Annotated in this window: 16 protein-coding genes; 12 read left to right on the top strand and 4 right to left on the bottom strand. The window is 38.1% G+C overall.

Going from position 1 to position 21421, the window contains the following annotated elements; all coding sequences use genetic code 11:
- Position 1 precedes the first annotated feature (1 nt).
- From AC6JAD_RS15175 to AC6JAD_RS15155, 5 genes are all read left to right on the top strand, one after another.
- Entirely contained in the window at positions 2-3667 is a 3666-nt protein-coding gene (locus AC6JAD_RS15175) for an ORC-CDC6 family AAA ATPase (protein WP_461303199.1), read from the top strand.
- A gap of 23 nt (positions 3668-3690) precedes the next feature.
- Positions 3691-5172 (top strand): ATP-binding protein, encoded by a 1482-nt coding sequence (locus AC6JAD_RS15170; protein WP_461303198.1) that lies wholly within the window; start codon positions 3691-3693, stop codon positions 5170-5172.
- Between the two features lie 9 nt (positions 5173-5181).
- Positions 5182-5715 carry a hypothetical protein gene (locus AC6JAD_RS15165; RefSeq protein WP_461303197.1) on the top strand — a complete coding sequence of 178 codons (534 nt, stop codon included), beginning with the start codon at positions 5182-5184 and terminating at the stop codon, positions 5713-5715.
- Positions 5712-8888, top strand: a complete 3177-nt coding sequence (locus tag AC6JAD_RS15160) for a Z1 domain-containing protein (RefSeq protein ID WP_461303196.1) — start codon at positions 5712-5714, stop codon at positions 8886-8888. Before AC6JAD_RS15165 ends, AC6JAD_RS15160 begins: the two co-directional genes overlap by 4 nt.
- Before the next feature lie 784 nt (positions 8889-9672).
- Positions 9673-10752 (top strand): adenylate/guanylate cyclase domain-containing protein, encoded by a 1080-nt coding sequence (locus AC6JAD_RS15155; RefSeq protein ID WP_461303195.1) that lies wholly within the window; start codon positions 9673-9675, stop codon positions 10750-10752.
- Positions 10753-10763: 11 nt separating this feature from the next.
- Here the strand turns inward: AC6JAD_RS15155 and AC6JAD_RS15150 are convergent, their stop codons facing one another.
- Positions 10764-11384: a class I SAM-dependent methyltransferase gene (locus AC6JAD_RS15150; protein ID WP_461303194.1), complete on the bottom strand. Its 621-nt coding sequence runs from the start codon at positions 11382-11384 to the stop codon at positions 10764-10766.
- Between the two features lie 507 nt (positions 11385-11891).
- Here AC6JAD_RS15150 and AC6JAD_RS15145 point away from each other — a divergent pair.
- A complete protein-coding gene (locus tag AC6JAD_RS15145; RefSeq protein WP_461303193.1) occupies positions 11892-13103 on the top strand; it encodes a multidrug effflux MFS transporter in 1212 nt (403 codons plus the stop codon).
- A 5-nt stretch (positions 13104-13108) separates the two neighbouring features.
- On the opposite strand, the gene AC6JAD_RS15140 is transcribed toward AC6JAD_RS15145, so the two are convergent.
- Positions 13109-13555 carry a Dabb family protein gene (locus AC6JAD_RS15140; RefSeq protein WP_461303192.1) on the bottom strand — a complete coding sequence of 149 codons (447 nt, stop codon included), beginning with the start codon at positions 13553-13555 and terminating at the stop codon, positions 13109-13111.
- Positions 13556-13638: 83 nt separating this feature from the next.
- On the opposite strand from AC6JAD_RS15140, the gene AC6JAD_RS15135 reads away from it, so the two are divergent.
- From AC6JAD_RS15135 to AC6JAD_RS15110, 6 genes are all read left to right on the top strand, one after another.
- Positions 13639-14382, top strand: coding sequence for a ThuA domain-containing protein (locus AC6JAD_RS15135; RefSeq protein WP_461303191.1), 744 nt, complete (start codon positions 13639-13641; stop codon positions 14380-14382).
- A gap of 32 nt (positions 14383-14414) precedes the next feature.
- Positions 14415-14930 (top strand): YceI family protein, encoded by a 516-nt coding sequence (locus AC6JAD_RS15130; protein ID WP_461303190.1) that lies wholly within the window; start codon positions 14415-14417, stop codon positions 14928-14930.
- A gap of 295 nt (positions 14931-15225) precedes the next feature.
- On the top strand, positions 15226-16209 hold the full coding sequence (locus AC6JAD_RS15125) for an SMP-30/gluconolactonase/LRE family protein (RefSeq protein ID WP_461303189.1): 984 nt from the start codon (positions 15226-15228) through the stop codon (positions 16207-16209).
- A complete protein-coding gene (locus tag AC6JAD_RS15120) occupies positions 16196-16687 on the top strand; it encodes a gluconokinase (protein ID WP_461303188.1) in 492 nt (163 codons plus the stop codon). The genes AC6JAD_RS15125 and AC6JAD_RS15120 overlap by 14 nt, the downstream gene beginning before the upstream one ends.
- A complete protein-coding gene (gnd, locus tag AC6JAD_RS15115) occupies positions 16680-18077 on the top strand; it encodes an NADP-dependent phosphogluconate dehydrogenase (RefSeq protein ID WP_461303187.1) in 1398 nt (465 codons plus the stop codon). Before AC6JAD_RS15120 ends, gnd begins: the two co-directional genes overlap by 8 nt.
- Positions 18070-19410, top strand: a complete 1341-nt coding sequence (locus AC6JAD_RS15110) for a GntP family permease (RefSeq protein ID WP_461303186.1) — start codon at positions 18070-18072, stop codon at positions 19408-19410. Before gnd ends, AC6JAD_RS15110 begins: the two co-directional genes overlap by 8 nt.
- On the opposite strand, the gene AC6JAD_RS15105 is transcribed toward AC6JAD_RS15110, so the two are convergent.
- Both AC6JAD_RS15105 and AC6JAD_RS15100 read right to left on the bottom strand, forming a co-directional pair.
- The gene (locus AC6JAD_RS15105; RefSeq protein ID WP_461303185.1) at positions 19407-20627 is read right to left on the bottom strand and encodes a class I SAM-dependent rRNA methyltransferase; all 1221 of its coding nucleotides are present in this window, start codon (positions 20625-20627) and stop codon (positions 19407-19409) included. The two genes, AC6JAD_RS15110 and AC6JAD_RS15105, sit on opposite strands and share 4 nt — an antisense overlap.
- 1 nt (position 20628) lies before the next feature.
- Positions 20629-21414 carry a TerC family protein gene (locus AC6JAD_RS15100; protein WP_461303184.1) on the bottom strand — a complete coding sequence of 262 codons (786 nt, stop codon included), beginning with the start codon at positions 21412-21414 and terminating at the stop codon, positions 20629-20631.
- Positions 21415-21421 lie beyond the last annotated feature (7 nt).

The following is a 21421-nucleotide window of genomic DNA, read 5'->3' as shown; positions in this document are numbered from 1 at the left end:
TATGGAGAAGTATTGTTGCTTTTTACACCCAAAGAAAGATTATGAAGAAAAAGAGTTGACAGATAAGTGCCCAGAATGTGGGAAGCCTTATGGGTTTCCATTATTTGATCAAACGGCACCAAAAAAAATAGGCGAGTACAAAGTTTTGACTTCGCTGGACCGGGGTTATTATGGAGCTACTTATATAGCCGAGAAAAGTACTGCTATAAGAACGCAAAAAATGGTGTTAAAAGTAGTGCCCAAGTCAGTTTATGAATTTTTTGATAAAAACTTCATTGAAGAATGTAAGGCACATGCCAAAGCCGCTGAAGATACTCAACACATTGTAGACATAGATAACATTTTTGATGCTGTAATTATATTTGGGGATACAAGTATTGATTGTCATGTGGCAATTCTTCAATATGTTAAAGGTAAAACACTTAAACAACTTATAGGATCTGATAAAAGACTCAAAGCTATAGCAATTGGGCAGATTGCAATTGACTTACTCAAAATTTTGTCAGAATTGGAATTGAAAAAGCTTTTTCACAATGATCTACACCCCGGCAATATAATTATTGAAGAATTAGATGCAGATAGAAAGCGTCTTGGCGAGTTAGATGATAGTATAAAAGCGGTTGCTATTGATTTTGGGTCTTTAGGCCCAAAATCCCAAAGTGGTGATAAATCAAATAGAGTAGGTGATCTTCACCGTATTGCTATAACACTCAATCAATTGGGTAAAATGATACTTGAAGACCCTGAAGGATCTGATGAACGAGATTATAGACTAGCAAGCCTTCTAGAGGAAAGAGCAAAGATTTTATTACCAAGTGTGGAAAACCAAAGGACTTTTGAATTTGGCGAAATAATTGATCAAATTAAAAGCTCGTTCATCCAAGTAAGTTCACCTTGGAAAGCTGCACTTGAATTAAAAAATTTTAAAGATTCCTACAACGCTCAAACAATGCTACCTTGGTTTGTTCCAAGCTTACTTGTTGACGATGATGATAAATGGATTAGTAGAATTTCAAATCGAGGTCCTTTAGTCATAACTGGAATGAGGGGATGTGGAAAAACCATGTTGCTTAGAGCTTTACAGTTTCACGCAAGAGCCATCCCTATAAGTCAAAAAGAAAATGATATTGAAGTTACTAAACGAATAGAAAAGGAAGGTTATATTGGACTTTATGTTTCTTGTACAAGGTTGTTAGATTCACATGGTTTAACTGATAAACCTATTCACCAACCTTTTCCTAGGTTATTTTTAGCCTATGCAATAGAAGCAATTAGTGCAATTAAACATATAAGAGAGTTAAACAGAGAAAGTGTAAAGCATGAATCTTTCAGAACTATTGCTAACATTGTATCCGAGTATGTTGAAGACACTGAAGAAATAAAAGATTTAGTTACTGAACATGAAGTTGAGGTTTTCCTCAAAAAAGCCCTTAATAGTCTAAGTAAAGGAGAAGATAAGCATACAATCAATGCTAGTCCAGCCATTTCTTTTCCTGCATTGGCGCAAGCGATATCTGAATGCTCAACTATTTGGAATAATAGTTATGTCTTTTTCCTTTTAGATGATGTTTCAACAAGGTTTTTGAATGACGAGAATATTATACATCTAGTATCAACTCTTTTATTCCAAGATCAATTTTGTGCATTCAAGTTTACTACAGAAATGCAAACATTGGAAATGGTTATTCGTTCACCAGGAAATATTGAGCAAGCTAGAGAGGGAAGAGATTATAATGTTTTTGATTTAGGGGATGAAGTAAATGAAAAAGTGCATTCCAATAAACATGAAGGAACACGTTTTGTTGAAAAAATACTGTTAAAAAGGTCTAAATTTCACAGTGGTCATCCAAAGCATCTTAACCCATCTCAGGTGCTAGGTGATGCCACCCTTAAGAGCATTGCAGAAAATATTGCAAGAAAAGGAAAAGCTTCTGATAAGAAGGGGCTTTATCATGGCATTACAGCTATAGCTAGTGTTTGTGTTGGAGACATAGGAGATATAATTACTTTGTATGATATGATTTTAAACAAAAGTGGAAAGGAATACCCTGTGCCAAGAGAAATTCAAAATGAATGTTATTTGGAACTCTGTAATTCCAGATTATATCATATCAATCGAAGAGAGAGTAAATTGTATGACTTTGCAGAATCTTTTGCAAAAGCAGCTCATCATTTATTGGTACAATCATATCGAGCAAGAAAAGCAGAAGGAGAAAATCCAAAAACTAAATTAAGACAATATTCCTCAATCTTTATAAATATTACTGCTGGAAATATTGATGAGCAATATGAGCAAGTAAGGGAATTAATTGATGCTGGGATTTTTAATTTTTCTGGTGGTCCTGAGGCTTCGAGAACTAATAGACAAGGAGTAAATCCACAGCAACAATTCAAGCTTGTTTATAGAAAACTCTATGGAGTTACTAATCACATTGGTTTATCAAATGCTGATCGTTTTGAATTATCTGGGGAACAATTGGAAAATTGGCTAAATAACCCAAAAGAGGGAGAGAAAATTCTAATTAGAAATTTAAAAACAGATATTCCACAACAACAATCAGTTGAGAGTGAAAATGGAGAGGAGTTAAGTGATATTTATAAGCCTAATACTATACAAAAAACTTTATGGGAACAAGAATTAAAGAGTGAAAATCATAAAGATGATATTACTTTAGAAAAGAATCTTTTAGAGTTAGCTATAAACAAGCTTCCTGATGTAAGGATATTGTCTTTAAAAGATTTTAAAAATGATGATAAATTAAATTTCATTGCAGGCCTTGGATTTGAGGAGCGTACCCTTAATTCAATAAAGCAGTGGATTGGACTTTCTCTCGCTAATGTAGATTTAATTGAGTTTGATGAGCCCGGCAAAAAAGAGGATATTATTAAATGCTTTGAACTAAATTCTATTAATTATAGTATTCATCCTGTAGGTAGAGCCATTGAGGATAGTATGATGTTTGATAAAAAAGCTACTGTAGATATAACAGGTCTACCCAAAGCAGTAATTTTTAATGTTGTAAGAAATGCTCTTGTCAATAATCAAAATATAAATATAGTTTTTACAGAAGCTGAAAAACATTACCCTTTGGAAGATGATATTGAAAGACTATTGGCAGAATATAAAGATTGTGACCACACAAAATTTCTTGAGTCCTTGACAGATGTACTTAAAGGAGAAACAGGCCCTTATAGAATAATACCTCTACTGCCAAAAAACATTGATAATTATTCCTCTAGACGTGTTCTTATCGCTTTTTCATCACCTAAGCACGAGCGCTTATTTTCATTCTTAGATGAACGCGAGTATGATAAGATTCATATAATAGTCCCAAGTGGTGATTCCCCAAGGGATAAACTAGCAAAAATTTCAGCAGAGGTAGCTATTCGTAGGTTTAATCATGCAGAAATTGTAGAATCCGAATCAGAAGATTTACTTGCTTTAATGAGATACTTAGCAGGAACTTACCAAAAATATTTTGTAGAACAAACTTTTAGTTTTGAAATTGCACTTACTGGGTCAAAAATTGAAACCGTTGCAAGTGCAGCAATATCTGCTACGTTTATGGTTAGTCAGGTTTGGTATGTGCAACCTCAATCTTGGGATCCTAAAAGGTTTACTGAAGGAACAAAAAACACATCAGTTTACGCATTAGAAAAAAAATAGTTTAACACTAAATAGTATTATCTATGATTGAGCAATTTAAAAAATATGAATGTGAAGAAGCTATTCCTCATGCCGGCTCAATGATAGAAAGTTTCAGGTCAATAGGCTACAATTTATCAACAGCTGTGGCAGATATTATTGATAATAGTATTGCTGCAAATGCTAAAAATGTATGGATTGATTTTGAATGGAATGGAGCCGAAACTTCACTGATTATTTGTGATGATGGTAATGGTATGTCATTAGAAGAATTAGTTGATGCAATGAGACCAGGCTCAAAAAATCCTCTTTCTGATAGAAGTTCTGAAGACTTAGGAAGGTTCGGTTTAGGCCTTAAAACTGCGTCATTTTCCCAATGTAGAATTCTCACAGTTGCAAGTAAAAAAGAAGAAGAGGCAATATCATATCGTAGTTGGAATCTAGATTATGTTGGTCAAACAGGTGAATGGAGACTACTCAACTACTTGAAGAACAATATACTTATATATAGACTAAAGATATTGAAACATGGTACAGCTGTTATATGGGAAGATATGGATAGTCTTGTTAAAAATACCAAAAGAGATAATGAAGATGATTTGAATAGTTTTCTGGATCAAATCAATCTTATGGAAAAACATTTACAAATGGTCTTTCATCTCTTTTTAGAAAATAAGGAACTAAACATTTGGATAAACGATGATCGAATAGCACCATGGGATCCTTATATAAAATCTAGTGAGCATACCAATAAATATGAAGAACATATCTTAAGAGGCAATGTTAAAGTTGATTCTTGGGTATTGCCTCATAATTCTAAATTATCTAAAGAAGATTTTGAAAAAGCATCATGGCTAAAGGGGTGGAATGCACATCAAGGTTTTTACATTTACAGGAAGAATAGATTGATTATAGCTGGCGATTGGTTAGGCATGTTCAAACAAGAGGAACATAGTAAACTTGCCAGAATTATGGTTAACGTACCTAATACTTCAGAATTAGATAAGGAATGGCAATTGGATATAAAAAAGTCTACAATTAGTCCACCTAGTGATATAAGGAAAGAGTTAAAAAAGATAGCTATTGATGCAAGAAAAGAAGCAGTGGATATTTATCGACAAATAGGTAAGGCTAGAAAAGTAAAAAAAAATAAAAAAGAAATTCCTGTTTGGCTTCCTCATAAGTGGAATGGTAAAAGGAGTTATCAGATTAATAAAGAGCACCCATTAATTAAAAGCTTTATTGATGGAATTGAAGATGATAAAACCAAAATTAGAAGACTTTTTAGACTGATCGAAGAAACTTTACCATTGACAATGATAATAATTGATGAAAGTGAAAATAGGGATAACCAGAACATTCCATTTGAAGGGAAATCTATATCAGATCTGGTTTCTATGGTCATAAATCTATTCCAGGAACTGACAGATGGAGGGCTTTCTAAAGAAGAAGCTATAGACGAAATATTAAGAACAGAGCCATTTAATTATTATCCGGAGTTAATGGAAGGCTTGGGTGAAAATTAGTTAAACATTATGGATTTAGACCTAAAAGAACTTGAAACAGAAAAACATCACTTTTTAACATCAGCCGCAGGCTTAAACTTTGCTCATGCTGCTTCTGTTTGCTTAGAAAGTTGTGGACACTCGGTGACCTCTCAAATTGCTGATACAGGTCATTTTGGAAATACCTATAATATTTCTCGTTTTGAAGTTAATGACCAAATGAAAAGAACTCATAATGATGAACAGGTGGCTACAGAAGAAGGAGCTTATGGTGTGGCATTTATGGTAGCGTCAAAAGAAATGGAGGTAAAAGCAATTGAGAAATCGAGAAAAAAAACCGGTATTGATTATTGGCTAGGTACCGAGGATAATTTTCTATTTCAGAATAAAGTTAGATTAGAGGTTTCTGGTTTACGTAATGGTAGTGATAGTCAATTTGAGTCAAGGTATAATACAAAGATGATACAATCTGAAAAATCTGACCATACTTTATTACCTGCTTTGATTGTAATTGTAGAATTTGGTCAACCTCGTATAAAAACGGGATTAAGAAATGTAATATGAAAAACGATGATTTGCAAAAATATCACCGCATAGCTATGGACAATTCCGAATTGGCTTTGAGAGCACTTCGTAATGGTGATATTGAGAAATTCAAAGAACTTTCAGAACGAGCTTTTAAATATGAAAAGAAAGCTGCTTTAGGGATGTACAACCAGCATATTGAGCCTTCAAGGTCCGTTTTGTTCAGAAGTGCAGGATATATAGCACTTGATAATGCTGATTTTATTGAAGCCAAAAAGCTCTATGAGTATGCTCTGGAAGGAGATGTTCCTGGTGAGATCAGCGATGAATTAGAAGAATTAAGAACTGAGATAGATAGAATTCAAACTGAAAATGAAAGCCTTATCCAGGTAGCGTTAACATTTTTGAATATTAAACCAAAACCTATTTCTGTTAACGATATAGAAAGTGATATTCAAAGAGCATTAAGATCATTTAATGAGAATGAAATTAATGTAGAATATGTATCAGAATATCTAAGAAGACAATTTAGTATTGACTCCGATAAACACACAATTTTAGATGAGGGCTATGAACCTTGGATTGATGCCAGAAAAGGAGAGGTGGATAAAAGATTTTGGGATAGATATAAAAACTATCTTCTGAAGGACCAAAAATGGGCACCAGATACAGTTGAAAAACTTGATGATATTACTGATGATATTTTAGATCGTCTAAAAAATCCAAAAACCGAAGGAGATTGGGATAAGCGAGGAATGGTTGTAGGTCAAGTTCAATCGGGTAAAACAAGCAACTATATCGGATTAATGTCTAAAGCTGCTGATTACGGTTATAAAATAATTGTGGTATTGGCAGGTTTAACAAAAGATTTAAGATCGCAAACTCAGCTTAGAACAGATCTTGGATTTTTAGGGTGGGACACTCAAGTAGATAGAGAATCACCTGGAGAAAGTCGTAATTTTGGTGTAAGTAAATATGACTCAAGACCTCAGGCTCATTATCTGACAACCAGTGCTCTTGATGGTGATTTTAAATCAACTTCAAGAAGAAGTGTTGGTGTTAACCCCGGAGTAGCAGGTCATTTGGTTTTGGTAGTTAAGAAAAATCCAACTGTTTTAAAAGAATTTATCAGGTGGTTTTCAGATCGTGGTGATGAGCTCGGAGATGGAAAAAAATTAGTAAAAAGACTTCCATTATTAGTTATTGATGATGAAGCGGATAACGCATCCATAAATATATCGCCAAATACCGTCTCAACCATTAATGGATTGATTAGGTCGTTACTTTCTCTTTTTCAGCAGAGTGCTTACGTTGGATATACAGCTACCCCATTTGCTAATGTTTTTATACCGTTAACAGAAGATGAAGATGACATATCTCGGGGCTTAAATGTGAGGTTGTCCGAATTTTGGAGGCATTCTGGAAGAGATTTATTTCCTAAAGATTTTATTTTAAACATTCCAGCGCCTTCCAACTACATTGGTCCAAAGGAGATATTTGGATTAGATGGAGAATTAAGTTCAGAACCAGATAAAGAGTATCAGGGGTTGCCTTTGTTGAAAGAATTAAAACCGACAGAATACAGTGTTTATTTTCCTGATAAACACAAAAAAGATGACCCACTTCCAGATGATCTTCCGGAAAGTTTGAAGCTAGCTATAAAGTCATTTATACTTACTTGTGCCATTCGTCGAGCCAGAGGTCAAATAAAAGTGCATAATTCAATGTTGGTCCATGTTACTCGATTTGTTCGCTGGCAAAATAAAATAGCTAGTCTCATTAATAGACTATTAAAGAATTGGCAACAGCAAATACAATATAGTCAAGGAACTATTGTATCAGAGTTAAAAGAGCTTTATGAAAACGAGTTTGATGTAATTACAGACATGGTTATTGAAGATGAAAGATATGATGATACCATAATTCGCCATCTTGATTGGTTTGAAGTAGAGACTCAATTAAAAAAATCTAGTGCAAAAATTAAGGTTAGAGCTATTCACGGTGATAGTACACAAGAAGGACTAGAAGGCTTTGAAAATATTTCATCTTTAGATTATTATCAATATAGGCATACTGGTTTGTCTGTGATTGCTGTAGGAGGCAATAAACTTTCCCGAGGTCTTACTCTTGAAGGATTATCAGTAAGTTACTATTTGCGAGCTTCAGTAATGTACGATACTTTGATGCAAATGGGCAGATGGTTTGGTTATCGTCACGGATATTTAGATTTATGTAGGCTTTACACAAGTGGTGAGTTAATAAAGTGGTACAAGTATATTACTGTTGCATCTGAAGAATTACGAGAAGAATTTGAGCAAATGAAGCGGGAAAGAAAAAGTCCAAAAAACTTTGGAATAAAAGTAAGAAGAAGTCCTGGAGTACTTAAGATTACAGCAACTAACAAAATGAGATCGAGTCAGGAAATGCAACTTACTTATTCTGATAAATTAAGGGAGACCTGGTGTTTTAAAAGGGATAGGGAATTAATTAATGATAACTACAAACATACTTATAGTATTATTAACTCATTAGAACCGCCAATTTTTAAAAATGGACAACAATTTGTTTGGCAAGGTGAAAATAATTTTGAAACAGTTCTTCAATTTTTAAGAAGGTATGTAGCAGACAATCGAGTTGAGCATCAAAAAATAATAGAGTATATATCGGAACAATCAAAACATAATTTTCTAACTAACTGGACAATAGTTCTAATTTCTAATAAACAAAACAAAAGGAGCAATTTATTTAAAATTAATGATGAATATATTTCTGTCGGTCTCACAATGAGAAGTGATTCAAGAATTGGTAATGGTGATTATTATGAGGTAGCCAAAAGTCATATAATTGACCCGAAACATGAATACATTGATTTTAATATAAGAGGAAAATTATTTGAGAAGGCTTTAGAACTAACTGTAGAGGATTGGAAAAGAAGTGAAAGGAAAAATAAAAAAAAGGAACCGCCTGCAACGCCTACGGGGAAAAATATTAGAGCTTTAAGACCAGCACAAAATGGATTGCTTTTAATATATCCACTTGACCCAAAACCAAACGGTTGGGAAGATTCTAATTTAGAAATACCGATAGTTGGATATGCTATAAGCTTTCCTAAAAATGAAGACGATAAAAAACTCACCTATGCAGTTAATGAAGTATTTATGGAAGAGTTTGATTTCGATATGGATGATTTCGAAGATTTAAACATTGAATAATCCATAGTAGGACATTAGTAATAATATAATTTTGATCCTTAGGTAAGTGTCAGAACATATGGTTAGCACGGTCTTCAGATGAAAATTACTGCCATATTGTTAGAATGATATGGGCTTGCATACACTATCGCGTAACCGTTTAGGTTTAGCAAAACCTGGCAAAAGATAGAAGGCCTAATTGGATTTTCTTTTTCTATTACCAGTCGGGTAGGGCTTTATCTTCTTTTTAAAATCTTCAATCTCATCTTTTAGTTTTTTATTAACATTTTCAATAACAAGTCGCAACCGCATCTTAAGGATCTTAAGAAGATTGCCATAATTTTAGATGTAGACATAAGAGAGTTGTTAGTTCCTACTAAAGAGTAAATTCTAAAAGAAAACTTCAATGGTAGTTCTGCATTTAACAAGGTTCTAGATTCACCCAGAAAAAAATCTTGCGGGATTTTCCCCGAATACAAGAATTTCAATAAGAAGCAAAAGTTTAGCTTTTTTTGGTGTGGCCAAGCGATGGACACCATTATAGATACAGTAGAGTTGTGTTTGGTACAAATGGCTGGGATTTCCTTTTACATAATATCTGCCGATATAATCCGCCAAAGGCGAAGTGATATCTGATATTATGCAAAATAGCAAAGCTATGCGGAAATCTCCTTATGGGGCCACATTGGGCCTTTTGCTATAAATGTACTATAATTTACATTATGTAAAATAGGATATTTCGATTCCTAGACCCTTTCCCTGCTTTCAAATAAATCGTAACTTCCCCTACCAAGACACTCCAACCATGTACAAGTCATTAAAAGAATACGGGAAACAAGTTCTCCGCTCCATGGTTTTCTGGAGTATGGCCATGGTACTGTATTGTATATTTCGGTTTTACGGTTTGGCCGACTTTGAAGGCACCACCATAAACAGCGATTACAAAGAAGTTTTGGTAATGTCGCATTTGGTGCGATTGTTCGCGTTTTCCGGAATGCTTATGGGTTTCATATTCGCGCATATCGAATTCTTCTTCGAGAAATACGCTTCAAAAAGATTATCCATTGGGTTGCTTATACTCCTTAAAGCACTATTATACTTAACTTCTTTAATCATCGTTTCTACCATTGCGAAATCCATTATTGAAATAAGATTTGGCATCGATGTTAACGCTACAGGGCCTTTATGGGAAGATGAAATATTTAAATCCACCTTGGTTTATGTGCTATTGGTTTCTATTGTCTTTTCCTTTATTAAAATAGCCAACGAGAAATTTGGTAAGGGGGTTTTTCTTAAAATGTTGCTCGGCCGTTATAAGAAACCACAGGAAGAAAAACGGATTTTTATGTTTTTAGACCTACAGTCCTCAACCACCATAGCAGAAAAATTGGGGCATTTTAAATACAGCCAGCTGATACAGGACTGTTTTTACGACCTTAACGAAATCGTACCCGAATATTCAGCCGAAATATACCAGTATGTTGGTGATGAAGCCGTGTTGAGCTGGCCCTATAAAAAAGGTTTGGCCAATAATAACTGTGTGCAAATGTATTTCGAATTTGCCGCATTCCTGAAAAATAAGTCTGCATACTATAATGAAAAATATGGCCTAACTCCCCTATTCAAAGCTGGATTGCATGGTGGAACCCTCATGGTGGCAGAAGTCGGTGTGGTTAAAAAGGAATTGGCCTTTCACGGAGATGTCATCAATACTTCAGCAAGAATACAGGCCGAATGCAACAACTACAAGGTGCCCATATTAATTTCGGAAAGTCTTAAAGATCAGTTAAGTATGAAAAACAATTTTATAGCCAAACATATGGGGAACGTACTGTTGAAAGGGAAAGAAAACAAAGTCAATATCTACACCTTGACGCATTCCTAAGACGCATTGGCTTAAGTTTTCTTGGCAATCAGCATCCAGATTACCTTATCTTCATCATTCTCCCAATTACCCAGATCATTGTTTTCATAAAGCACCCTAAAACCTGCATTGCGAAGTTCTTCAATCACATAGCCGGTACTTAAACTATGGGCATTGGTCTGTGCCTGCCGGGAGCTTCCTATAATTCGCGACTTCAGTTTCTCTACAATGACAATCTTCCCATTGGGTTTTAACGAACTGTACACATGATCCAATATCGTTTGGTATTCTTCCATTTCATGATACGTATCCATAATGATCACCACATCCAGCGTATTACGGGGTAATTTGGGATCATCGTAATCGCCCAGAATAACTTCTACATTATTCAGATCCCTGTCTTCAAGATTATCGCGTAATACATCTAGCCGATCTTCACGGACATCCACGGCATATACTCCCCCTGAGTCCCCTACTCTTTTGGCCAAATGAATACTTAAATAGCCTTCATGACAACCAATGTCTGCTACAAAGCTCCCTTTTTCAATTTCAGCTTGATCAAAAATAAAATCCACATCCATCCAAGTATCCCGATCTTCCCATTCACTTTCTACATATTGGCCCAGTACCAATGGAGAAACTAGAAGAGCCATTAGTATCACAAAAAATCTAAAAAGGGTGTTCATTGCCTAGCTATATTGAAGAAACCGATTTAAAGATATTCTGCTTTCAGAATATCAAATTCCCAATTAACTAATATTTAACGGGCTGTTGCACAGCAGGTAATACGTTATTACAAGGGATGCAAAAAAGGAAAACCACTCTAGCGGGGCCGGTTCCAGAGCGGTTTTCAGATACCAAAACATTCTTGTTGGGTTTGTAGGATTAAAGTGGTTAAGTTCTCATAGGGAAATGTTTCTTTTTAGGGACACACGGTTTCTTGCGTGTTTACTGTATGTTTCATTTTACATAACAACTTTACTGCGTTTATTACTTAAACAATCAAAAGTGTAAAACTCCTCATACAGATGGAAAAATAATTGTACTATTATTCTTACTTGTTAGCTGTACTTCAGTAGCTTACGCTTCTTATTTCATTGAAAACATAGAATTACCGTTTATGGGTTATAGTGAGTAATAAAAAGGCTAATTTTGCACTCATGCAAACCCCAAACAAGCACTCCCAATTCGAATTTATCGCCCTAATGGCTTCACTAATGTCGGTAGTCGCACTTGCTATAGACGCATTGTTACCTGCCCTGGATGTTATTGGTGTTGCCATTGGCACAAAGCAAGCTGTCGACAATCAGTTGCTTATTATCATGATCTTTTTGGGATTGGGGATTGGCCCATTATTGTTTGGGCCCCTATCCGATAGTGTGGGACGTAAACCCTCGGTATATCTTGGTTTTATTGTGTTTATAATCGCCAGTGTTATATGCGTGTACGCCCAAAGCCTTGAAGTTATGGTAGCAGGTCGAATCCTTCAAGGTGTAGGATTGTCCGCTCCCAGAACTATTTGCATTGCCATTATTCGGGATCTCTATTCCGGCGATTATATGGCGCGTATTATGTCCTTCGTGACCGTTGTTTTTCTTTTGGTTCCCATTATTGCTCCAGCGCTGGGAAAATGGATTTTGGATCACTACAATTGGGAAGCCATTTTCTATGTACAAGTAGGCATTAGTGTAATCATCTCTCTTTGGTTTTGGCTACGGCAACGGGAAACACTGACCGAGGAAAAACAGATCCCCTTTACCTTTAAACGATTATACCTAGGACTAAAAGAGATCCTACAGCATAGACAAACCATGGGATATACCATCATATCAGGGTTTGTGGTCGGTTCGTTTATGGTATACTTAAGTGCTTCCCAGCAGATATTCGACAGTCAATATGGACTAAAGGATGAGTTCCCTTATATATTCGCAGGACTCGCCATTGCTATTGGTGCAGCCATTTCCCTCAATGGGATTCTGGTGGTCAGGTTGGGAATGGAAAAATTGGTGACCACTTCCCTCCTAGCTTTTTTTGTGATTTCCATGGTCTATGTGGTCCTGTATTATTCTGGCAATAATCCTAGCATCTATATTTTGCTTACGTTTTTTGCCCTTCAATTCTTTGCTATCGGATTCCTATTCGGAAATCTACGTGCCCTGGCCATGGAACCTGTAGGTCATATCGCAGGGATTGCAGCAGCCATTACGGGGCTTATATCCACCTTAATGGCAGTCCCCATAAGCACTTTTGTGGGTCGCTTTTTGGAAGCCTCTACCCTTCCCATATTTATCGGGTTTGCTGTATGTTCCGGGATTTCGATTTTGGTACTATGGGCCGTAAAGGGACGGAACCAAGCCTCAACCAAAGCCTAAGGAATTTATTCACGAAGATTCATGGAATCGTATACCACCACCTTATTCCAAAGATGGGAAGATTCTTCCACGAATTTCAGGTGAACCGGTTCTACCTGGTATAGATCCTGGTCCTCTTTATTCTTGAAGGTAAGCACAATACTGAAGGAAAAGCTATCGTCTACCACATCGCGTTCTGACGGAACCGGATACCCCACATGACTGCTAACGATATATTCAGACGCATCCAGAAAACGATTCAACGATTCTAAAAAGGCTTCCTGATCTTCTTTCATGTCCGGGCGTTTTAACCAGATGTAAACATTATGCGCAAAACTGCCCTGGCATTCCGAAGGACTTGTTTCAACTACAGTGGTCTCGCTTTCAACAAAGGTGTTTTCCGGTTGTTTTTCTTCTGGCTGTTTACATTGTACGAATGTCAATAACAGTAAACAAAGTATCCCGTATTTCATAGGTGAATTGTGTATTAGTGTTGATAAAAAGTAATAAGATCGGCTTTCAAATTTACTATTTTTGTAAGGCAATACCTGCAGCTATGAAAAAAATTCTACTCCTTTCTGGTCTTGTGCTGTGCGCATGGCTTGGTTCCTGTGCCAGGGAGACCAAGGATCCCAAGGTGCTGGTATTCACTAAGACCGAAGGATATGTACATGAATCCATTCCTTATGGCATTAACGCAATTAAATCATTGGGCGGGCAGCACAATTTTACGGTGCATGATACCCAAGATGCATCCCAGTTTAATGATGTAAACCTAAAGCAGTATGCAGCTGTTGTTTTTCTGAATACCACCGGAGATGTATTCAATGAAAGACAACAGAATGCTTTCAAAAACTATATGAACAATGGTGGCGGCTTCGTAGGCATACACTCAGCCACCGATACCGAATATGACTGGCCATGGTATGGCAAAATGATAGGTGCCTATTTTGAAAGTCACCCCGATCAGCAAAAAGCCACTTTATCAAGCCAGAATGCATACCATCCTTCTACTCAATGGATTTCCCCGTCCTACGAGCATTTTGATGAATGGTACAACTTTAAGGATATGCAACCTGGTATAGAAGTGTTGGTCACGGTAGATGAAACTACCTACGACGGAGGAACCCACGCCGATAACCATCCTATTTCCTGGTATCAGGTGTACGATGGCGGAAGGGTTTTCTATACGGCCCTAGGCCATACCAAGGAAGCCTATTCAGACAAGTATGTGCTTACCCACATTCTCGGTGGCTTAGAATGGGCCATTGGCGATATGCGTATTTCATTCTTTGATTAAAAACGAATTACTTATTATAACAAACCCTACTTATGAAGACCCTACTTATCACTATTTTATTTTTACTGAACCTATCACTAGTTGCTCAAACTATAACTATTAATGAAGCCGAAGCCCAAGTTACCTTTGTGTTCTTGGATGAAGATGTGGAAGGAACCATGGATGATTTCAATTTTACGGGACAAATCGATTTAGGCGATTTGGAATCCTCCGTAATCTCTGGTTCCGTAGCCACTAAATCCTTAGATACCAACAATTGGTTCAGAAGTAGGCACCTACGTTCAAAGAAATACTTTTATGCCAACGAGCACCCTTCCCTATCATTTACGAGTACGGCCATAACGGGAACGGCAGATTCCTTTCAGGTGGAGGGAACCTTGACCATTAAAGGGATTTCGAATACCGTGACATGGCAATTCACCAATATTGAAAACGAGCTGAAGGGCACGACTTCCATAAACACCCAAGATTTTAAGGTCAATATTTACGAGGAAAGGGAACGAAATGCTGTGGATATAAGTATCAACCTTCCTTATGACACCCAATAAAAAAAGGCGCACCAAGCGCCTACAATGTTATATTAAATGATAAAAAGCTTAGTGCTTGTCCTTTTTCACAAGCACAAGTTCACCGTTCTCATTTAACACCAACTTGTCATTTTTAGAATTGCTTCTAAAATTAAAGGATCTTCTATATCGGGACTGAAAGTCTGCGTGCGTTTTTTTCTTTGGTGTTTTCGTCATAACTCTCGTTATTTTATTTCGAAATTAAATACTAAAGAACTAATTTTAAAACTTTTTAGAAAAAATTTGTGATAAAATCACTTTTTTAACATTCCCACTAATGAAAGCTAACCCCTTCTTAACCATAATTTTACTTATAATTTTTGTTGCAGGCTGTAAGGAGAAACCCACCGAATCGGAAATTCAAGAAGTAAAAAAGGAACTCGCTAATTCTGCGCTATTGGAATATCAAATTAAGGCCGAATTAGGCGAAGGTGCCTATTGGAATCATAAGACACAAGAGTTCTACTGGGTAGATATCCTAGGGAAGCAGCTGCATATTTACAATCCAAAAACCAAGAGGAACCGGTCCTTCCCCACCCCTTCACTTATTGGTACCGTGGTTCCAAAAAATGATTCAATGGCAGTGGTGGCATTAGAGGATGGGATATACACAATGAATACCCACGATGGTTCATTGGCTGTTCTTTCTGAAGTTGAAAAGGATATGGATATAAATCGCTTCAATGATGGCAAGTGCGACCCAAATGGAAATCTTTGGGTGGGTTCCATGCATCTGGAACAGACGCAACCCATGGGAAGCGTGTATAAAATCGATGCATTGGGCAAAACCGAGAAAATGATTGATAGTGTCACTATTTCCAACGGGATAGTGTGGACAAAGGATCATAGTACCATGTACTATATAGATACACCAACGGGCACGATTAGGGCGTATGATTATGATAAGGCAACTGCTACCATCTCTAATGAGCGTGTGGCGGTTATAGTAGATCCAAAAGATGGTTTTCCCGATGGCATGACTATCGATTCTGAAGACATGCTTTGGGTGGGAATGTGGAATGGCAATGCCGTGGCCCGGTTCAATCCCAAAACGGGGGAACTCATGTCAAAAATTGAAGTGCCCGCCCATAACGTAACCGCATGTGCCTTTGGAGGGCATAATTTGGACAAGCTTTATATTACTTCGGCGAGCGTAGACATGACCGATGAGGAGAAAGAACAATATCCATTGGCTGGGTCCCTTTTTGTGGCGGATCCCGGTGTGACGGGTGTAAAAAGTGATTTCTTTGGGCAGGAATAAGGTCATAATTGTATTGGGTGTAAGCGGCAGTGGCAAAACTACCATTGGCAAAAAGCTGGCAGACGCTTTGCATGTTCCGTTTTATGATGCAGACGATTTCCATCCTGATCGTAATATCGAAAAAATGAAGAACGGTATTCCCCTCAATGATGAGGACCGCTATCCTTGGCTAAAAAGGTTATCTGAAAATATTGATATATGGAGCGCAGCAGAAGGAGCCGTTTTGGCGTGTTCGGCTTTAAAGGAGTCGTACCGTACACTTTTAGCAGAAAATACACCTGTGGATTGGGTGTTCCTTTCGGGTACATTCGATACGATATTCGAACGAATGGCAAACAGAAATCATTTCATGAAAGCAGATATGTTGCAGTCTCAATTTGATGCACTGGAAGTGCCGGATTATGGATTTCATGTCGATATTCGTAGAAACCCAAATAAGATCATCGATACCATATTAAATGAATTACAGAATGACTAAGTCTGAAATTGGAATTATTGGATTGGGAGTAATGGGCCGAAGCTTGGCAAAGAATGCTCTTTCCAAGGGATTTCATGTTTCCGTCTATAATCGCTGGACCGAAACCGAAAAAGACATAGTCCCAGACTTTGTAAAGGAGGTTGATGGAAGGGCTCTTGGGTTCACGGACCTATCGGCATTTGTAGCTTCCCTGCAAAAGCCACGAAAGATTTTGCTCATGATCACAGCTGGAAGTGCTGTAGATTCTGTAATCAACGAACTTACACCACATTTGGATAAAGGGGACATCATCGCCGATGGCGGTAACTCCCATTTTCTGGATACCCAAAGACGGGTTGAAGGGCTGAAAGCCTATGGAATTCAATTTTTGGGAGTGGGTATTTCCGGAGGTGAAAAAGGAGCCTTGGAAGGCCCTTGTATCATGCCCGGAGGAAATAGCAATGCCTACGCTCCTTTCCAGGATATCCTGAAGGCCATGGCAGCAAAAGACAAAGACGGAAATCCTTGTGTTTCCCTAGTAGGCTCCGATGGTGCTGGCCATTTGGTAAAGACAGTACACAATGGTATCGAATACGGAGAAATGCAGCTCATTGCCGATTGCTATGCCGTCCTCTCTCCTACCCATTCCAATGAAGAGATTGCAACAATTTTCTCCAATTGGAACCGTGGAGTGCTACAAAGCTACCTTTTAGGGATTACGGCGTCAATACTGAGAAAGAAGAACGGCGATGCATACTTAATTGACAAGGTGTTAGATAAGGCAGGGAATAAAGGAACCGGTTCCTGGACATCACAATTGGCATTTCAACTGGGGGTCCCTGCTCCTACTATCAATGCAGCCGTAACGGCACGATACCTCTCCTCACTAAAGGAAACACGTCTTAGGTACGGTTCCAAAATAAAAAGAACGGATAGTTACGAAAAACCAGATGCAAAACAATTGGAAGATGCCTATTTGGCGAGTAGAATGATTAACCATCATCAGGGTTTCGAAGTAATAAGATCGGCCTCCAATGCCTTTGGTTGGAATATCAATCTAGCCGAAGTAGCTAGGATATGGACCGAAGGGTGCATCATTAAGTCCAACTTCATGGAAGAATGTGCCGAAATCCTGCAAAATCACACCTCCTTAATGGATCAACTTGTTGTTTTTGGTATACTGACCAAAAGGGAAAATGCATGGAAGGAAACAATAAAGTATTCATTAAATAATAGGATATTAATTAATTGCATATCAGAAAGTTATAATTATTTCAAACACATAACTTCTGCACAATCCTCTGCTCATATCATTCAGGCGCAACGCGATGAATTTGGGGCTCATACCTATAGGCGAAACGACCGCCCAGAAAACGAATCTTTCACCACTAATTGGACCGAAAATGGATAGTACATTACTCATTGCCATATTTGTAGGTATCGCAGCTTTGCTGTTGCTCATCTTACGTTTTAAAATACAAGCGTTTATAGCGCTACTCATTGCAAGTATCATTGTGGGTATTATTGCTGGGATGGATCCCTATCAAATTATCCTTACCATTCAGGAAGGAATGGGTAGCACCCTCGGTTTTGTAGCTGTCGTCGTCGGTTTAGGTGCTATGTTTGGGGCTATACTGGAGCATTCTGGCGGCGCAGAGGCAGTAGCTTCCTTTTTGTTGAAACGATTCAAGGAAAAAGGAACTTCTTGGGCCTTGATGCTGACCGGTTTTTTAATTGCCATTCCTGTGTTTTTTGATGTGGCATTCATCATTTTGGTGCCCATGATCTATTCATTACAACGAACATCGAAAAAATCCTTACTGCTTTACGGAATCCCATTATTGGCTGGATTAGCGGTGACCCATACCTTTATCCCACCGACTCCAGGACCCGTGGCGGTTGCCGATATCCTTAAGGCAGATTTGGGCTGGGTCATTGTCTTTGGTTTCTTGGTCGGTATACCTACCGCTATTATTAGCGGCCCCGTATTTGGCCGATATATCGCCAAGAAAATTCACTTGGATGCACCCGCCTTATTATCCGATATTGAAAAAGAGGATAGCAAGCGTCCTTCGGTCGCCATGATATTCAGCATCATTGCTTTACCCATTCTCCTTATAGTAGGTAATACCTTTCTCAATAGTGATTTGGCACCTTGGGCTTCAGAGAGTCTTAAAAGTTGGTCTAAAATGATTGGACATCCCTTTGTGGCGCTAATCTTGGCCAATCTTATTGCATGGTATGTGTTGGGGATAAAAAGGGGGAATACTGCTCAAACACTTCAGAATATTACTGGAAAGTCGTTGGCACCTGCAGGGATTATCATCTTGCTTACTGGCGCCGGTGGGGTGTTCAAACAAATGCTCATTGAGACTGGAACCGGAACGATGCTGGCGGACTATTTTAAGGAATTGGGACTCGGCATTCTAGTGGTATCATTTATCATTGCCGCCTTGGTTAGAATCCTACAAGGGTCGGCCACAGTGGCTATGATCACTGCCGCCGGTGTTGTGGCTTCTTTATTGGAAACGGATCCTCTGGGCGCCATGGATACGGCACTGTTGGTTATTGCTATAGCTTCGGGAGCCACCATCATGTCTCACGTAAACGACAGTGGATTTTGGTTGGTGTGCAAATATATGGGTATGACAGAGAAACAAACCTTTAGGAGCTTTACGGTCATGACTACCATCTTGGCTTTGGTGGGAATTACCTTTGTAGGTATCATTTCCATTTTCGTTTAACCGCTAAAACGATAATACTCACATTTTAAATAAGCACCTTCAGGAAAAGCGATAGGATGATCCGTATCGTGAAAGGTTTGGTCCATTACTTTATACTTCCTCCCCGAATGTTTTAAAGAACGGCTATTGATTTCAAAGAAATCCTGTGCCATTACCCTGGAAGAACAGGAGGCCAATACCAATATCCCTTTCGCTGTCACCAGTTTGGCTCCCAGATGAGCCAATTGTGCGTATTTTTTTTTGGCAACAGCAACTTCCTTTGCGCTTTTTGCAAAGCTTGGAGGGTCTATAACCACAATATCATATTGTCTTCCCTTTCCAATCAAGGATTTCATTTCTTCAAAGGCATCCCCAACTATGGTTTTATGTGTCCCTTTTATAGGGTTTAGCTTTACATTTTCCTTGGCAACCTCCAAGGCTTGCCTGCTAATGTCCAAACTAGTTACTTCAGTAGCGCCTCCGACCAATGCATGTACGGAGAATCCACCTGCGTAACTAAATACATCCAGTACTGTTTTGCCATGGGCCAACTCCCCCACTCTTTTTCTATTGGCACGATGATCCAGAAAGTAACCTGTTTTATGCCCTTTAATCACGTTAGCGGAAAAATGCACCCCATGTTCAACAAATGGGACAATTTCATTATCTAATTGGCCATACACCACAGCGCCGTCGGTAATTTCATAGGTGTTCTTGTTCTGAAGGTTCCGGCTTAATCGTATCACACAGCAATCCACGTCAGAAATTTCAATAAGATGTCCTAAAACAATTTCCAAAAATGGAAACCAAATAGCCGAATACAGCTTTACCACCAAGACGTTGTCGTAAACGTCTGCAATCAATCCCGGAAAACCATCGTTCTCACCAAATAATAGTCGATAACTATTTGTCTGAGTTTTGAGTAATTCCTCCCTTAAAGTGTAGGCGTTTTGTATGGATTCATTGAAAAAAGAGGTGTTTAATTGTGCCCCGCTACCAAAGTGTACCATTTTTATTCTAATGGGAGAATCGGGATCATAGAGTCCAACCCCCATCGGCTTATTCTTGGTATGACTAAAAATAACAGCAATATCCCCCGAAGCTCCTTCTTTGCTTATTTTTTCTATGCTGTCACTAAAGATCCACGGATGTTCACTGCGCACACTCCTCTCCCCCTGTACCGTTAATTTTACAGCTAAAACTTTCGTTGGTACGTCTGGAAGGGAGATAGAAAACATATTAATCTTTTATTTCCTTGTTAAGCTCTGCACTTAATTTTTTCTGGTAACGTCCTTGAACAATATCAATGAGAATGAGGACCGCAATGACAAAATAGAACGTGGTCTTACTCATGGCCGTTACCTCGCTTCCGAAGAGATGCATATGTGCTAAATGCCCGCCTTCTGAAAGAAGCATGATTCCAACAATAAGGAGAATGAAAAGCCCTAGGACCTCATACATGCGGTTCTTTCTAAGGAACTCGGTAACCCTTCCCGCCAACCAAATCATAAGTAATCCACCCACAATAATGGCAATAGCCATAGTGAGGAATACATCGGTTAGGGCAATAGCCCCTAAAATGGAGTCGAAGGAAAACACCAAGTTCATGATTACAATCGAGGTAATGATATTGGCAACGGATTTGGGTTTCTTTTCTGCATCTCCCTTTTCATGAATTACCATCATATGCCAGATTTCCTTCATGGCGGTATACATAATAAATACCCCACCAAAAAGAATAATGATACTGTGAAGATTGAACGAGCCATCGAAATAACCGTTCAATGGGATGACAAACCAAGGATCCTGAAACAAGTTAATGAGCTCTAATAGGACGAATAAAAGCACAATCCGGAGAACAATGGCCATACCAATTCCCAATCGTCGCACCCGGGCCTGTTGATCCAACGGCGCCCTTTTCGATTCGATTGAGATATACAACAAATTGTCCAGTCCCAATACACCTTGTAACAAGATGAGCAATAATAAAGTGATTAAATTTTCAGCAGTAAAAAATGCTTCCATGGTTAAA

It is taken from the genome of Aureisphaera sp. (assembly GCF_059726885.1).
This window is presented reverse-complemented; position numbering and strand designations above follow the sequence as displayed.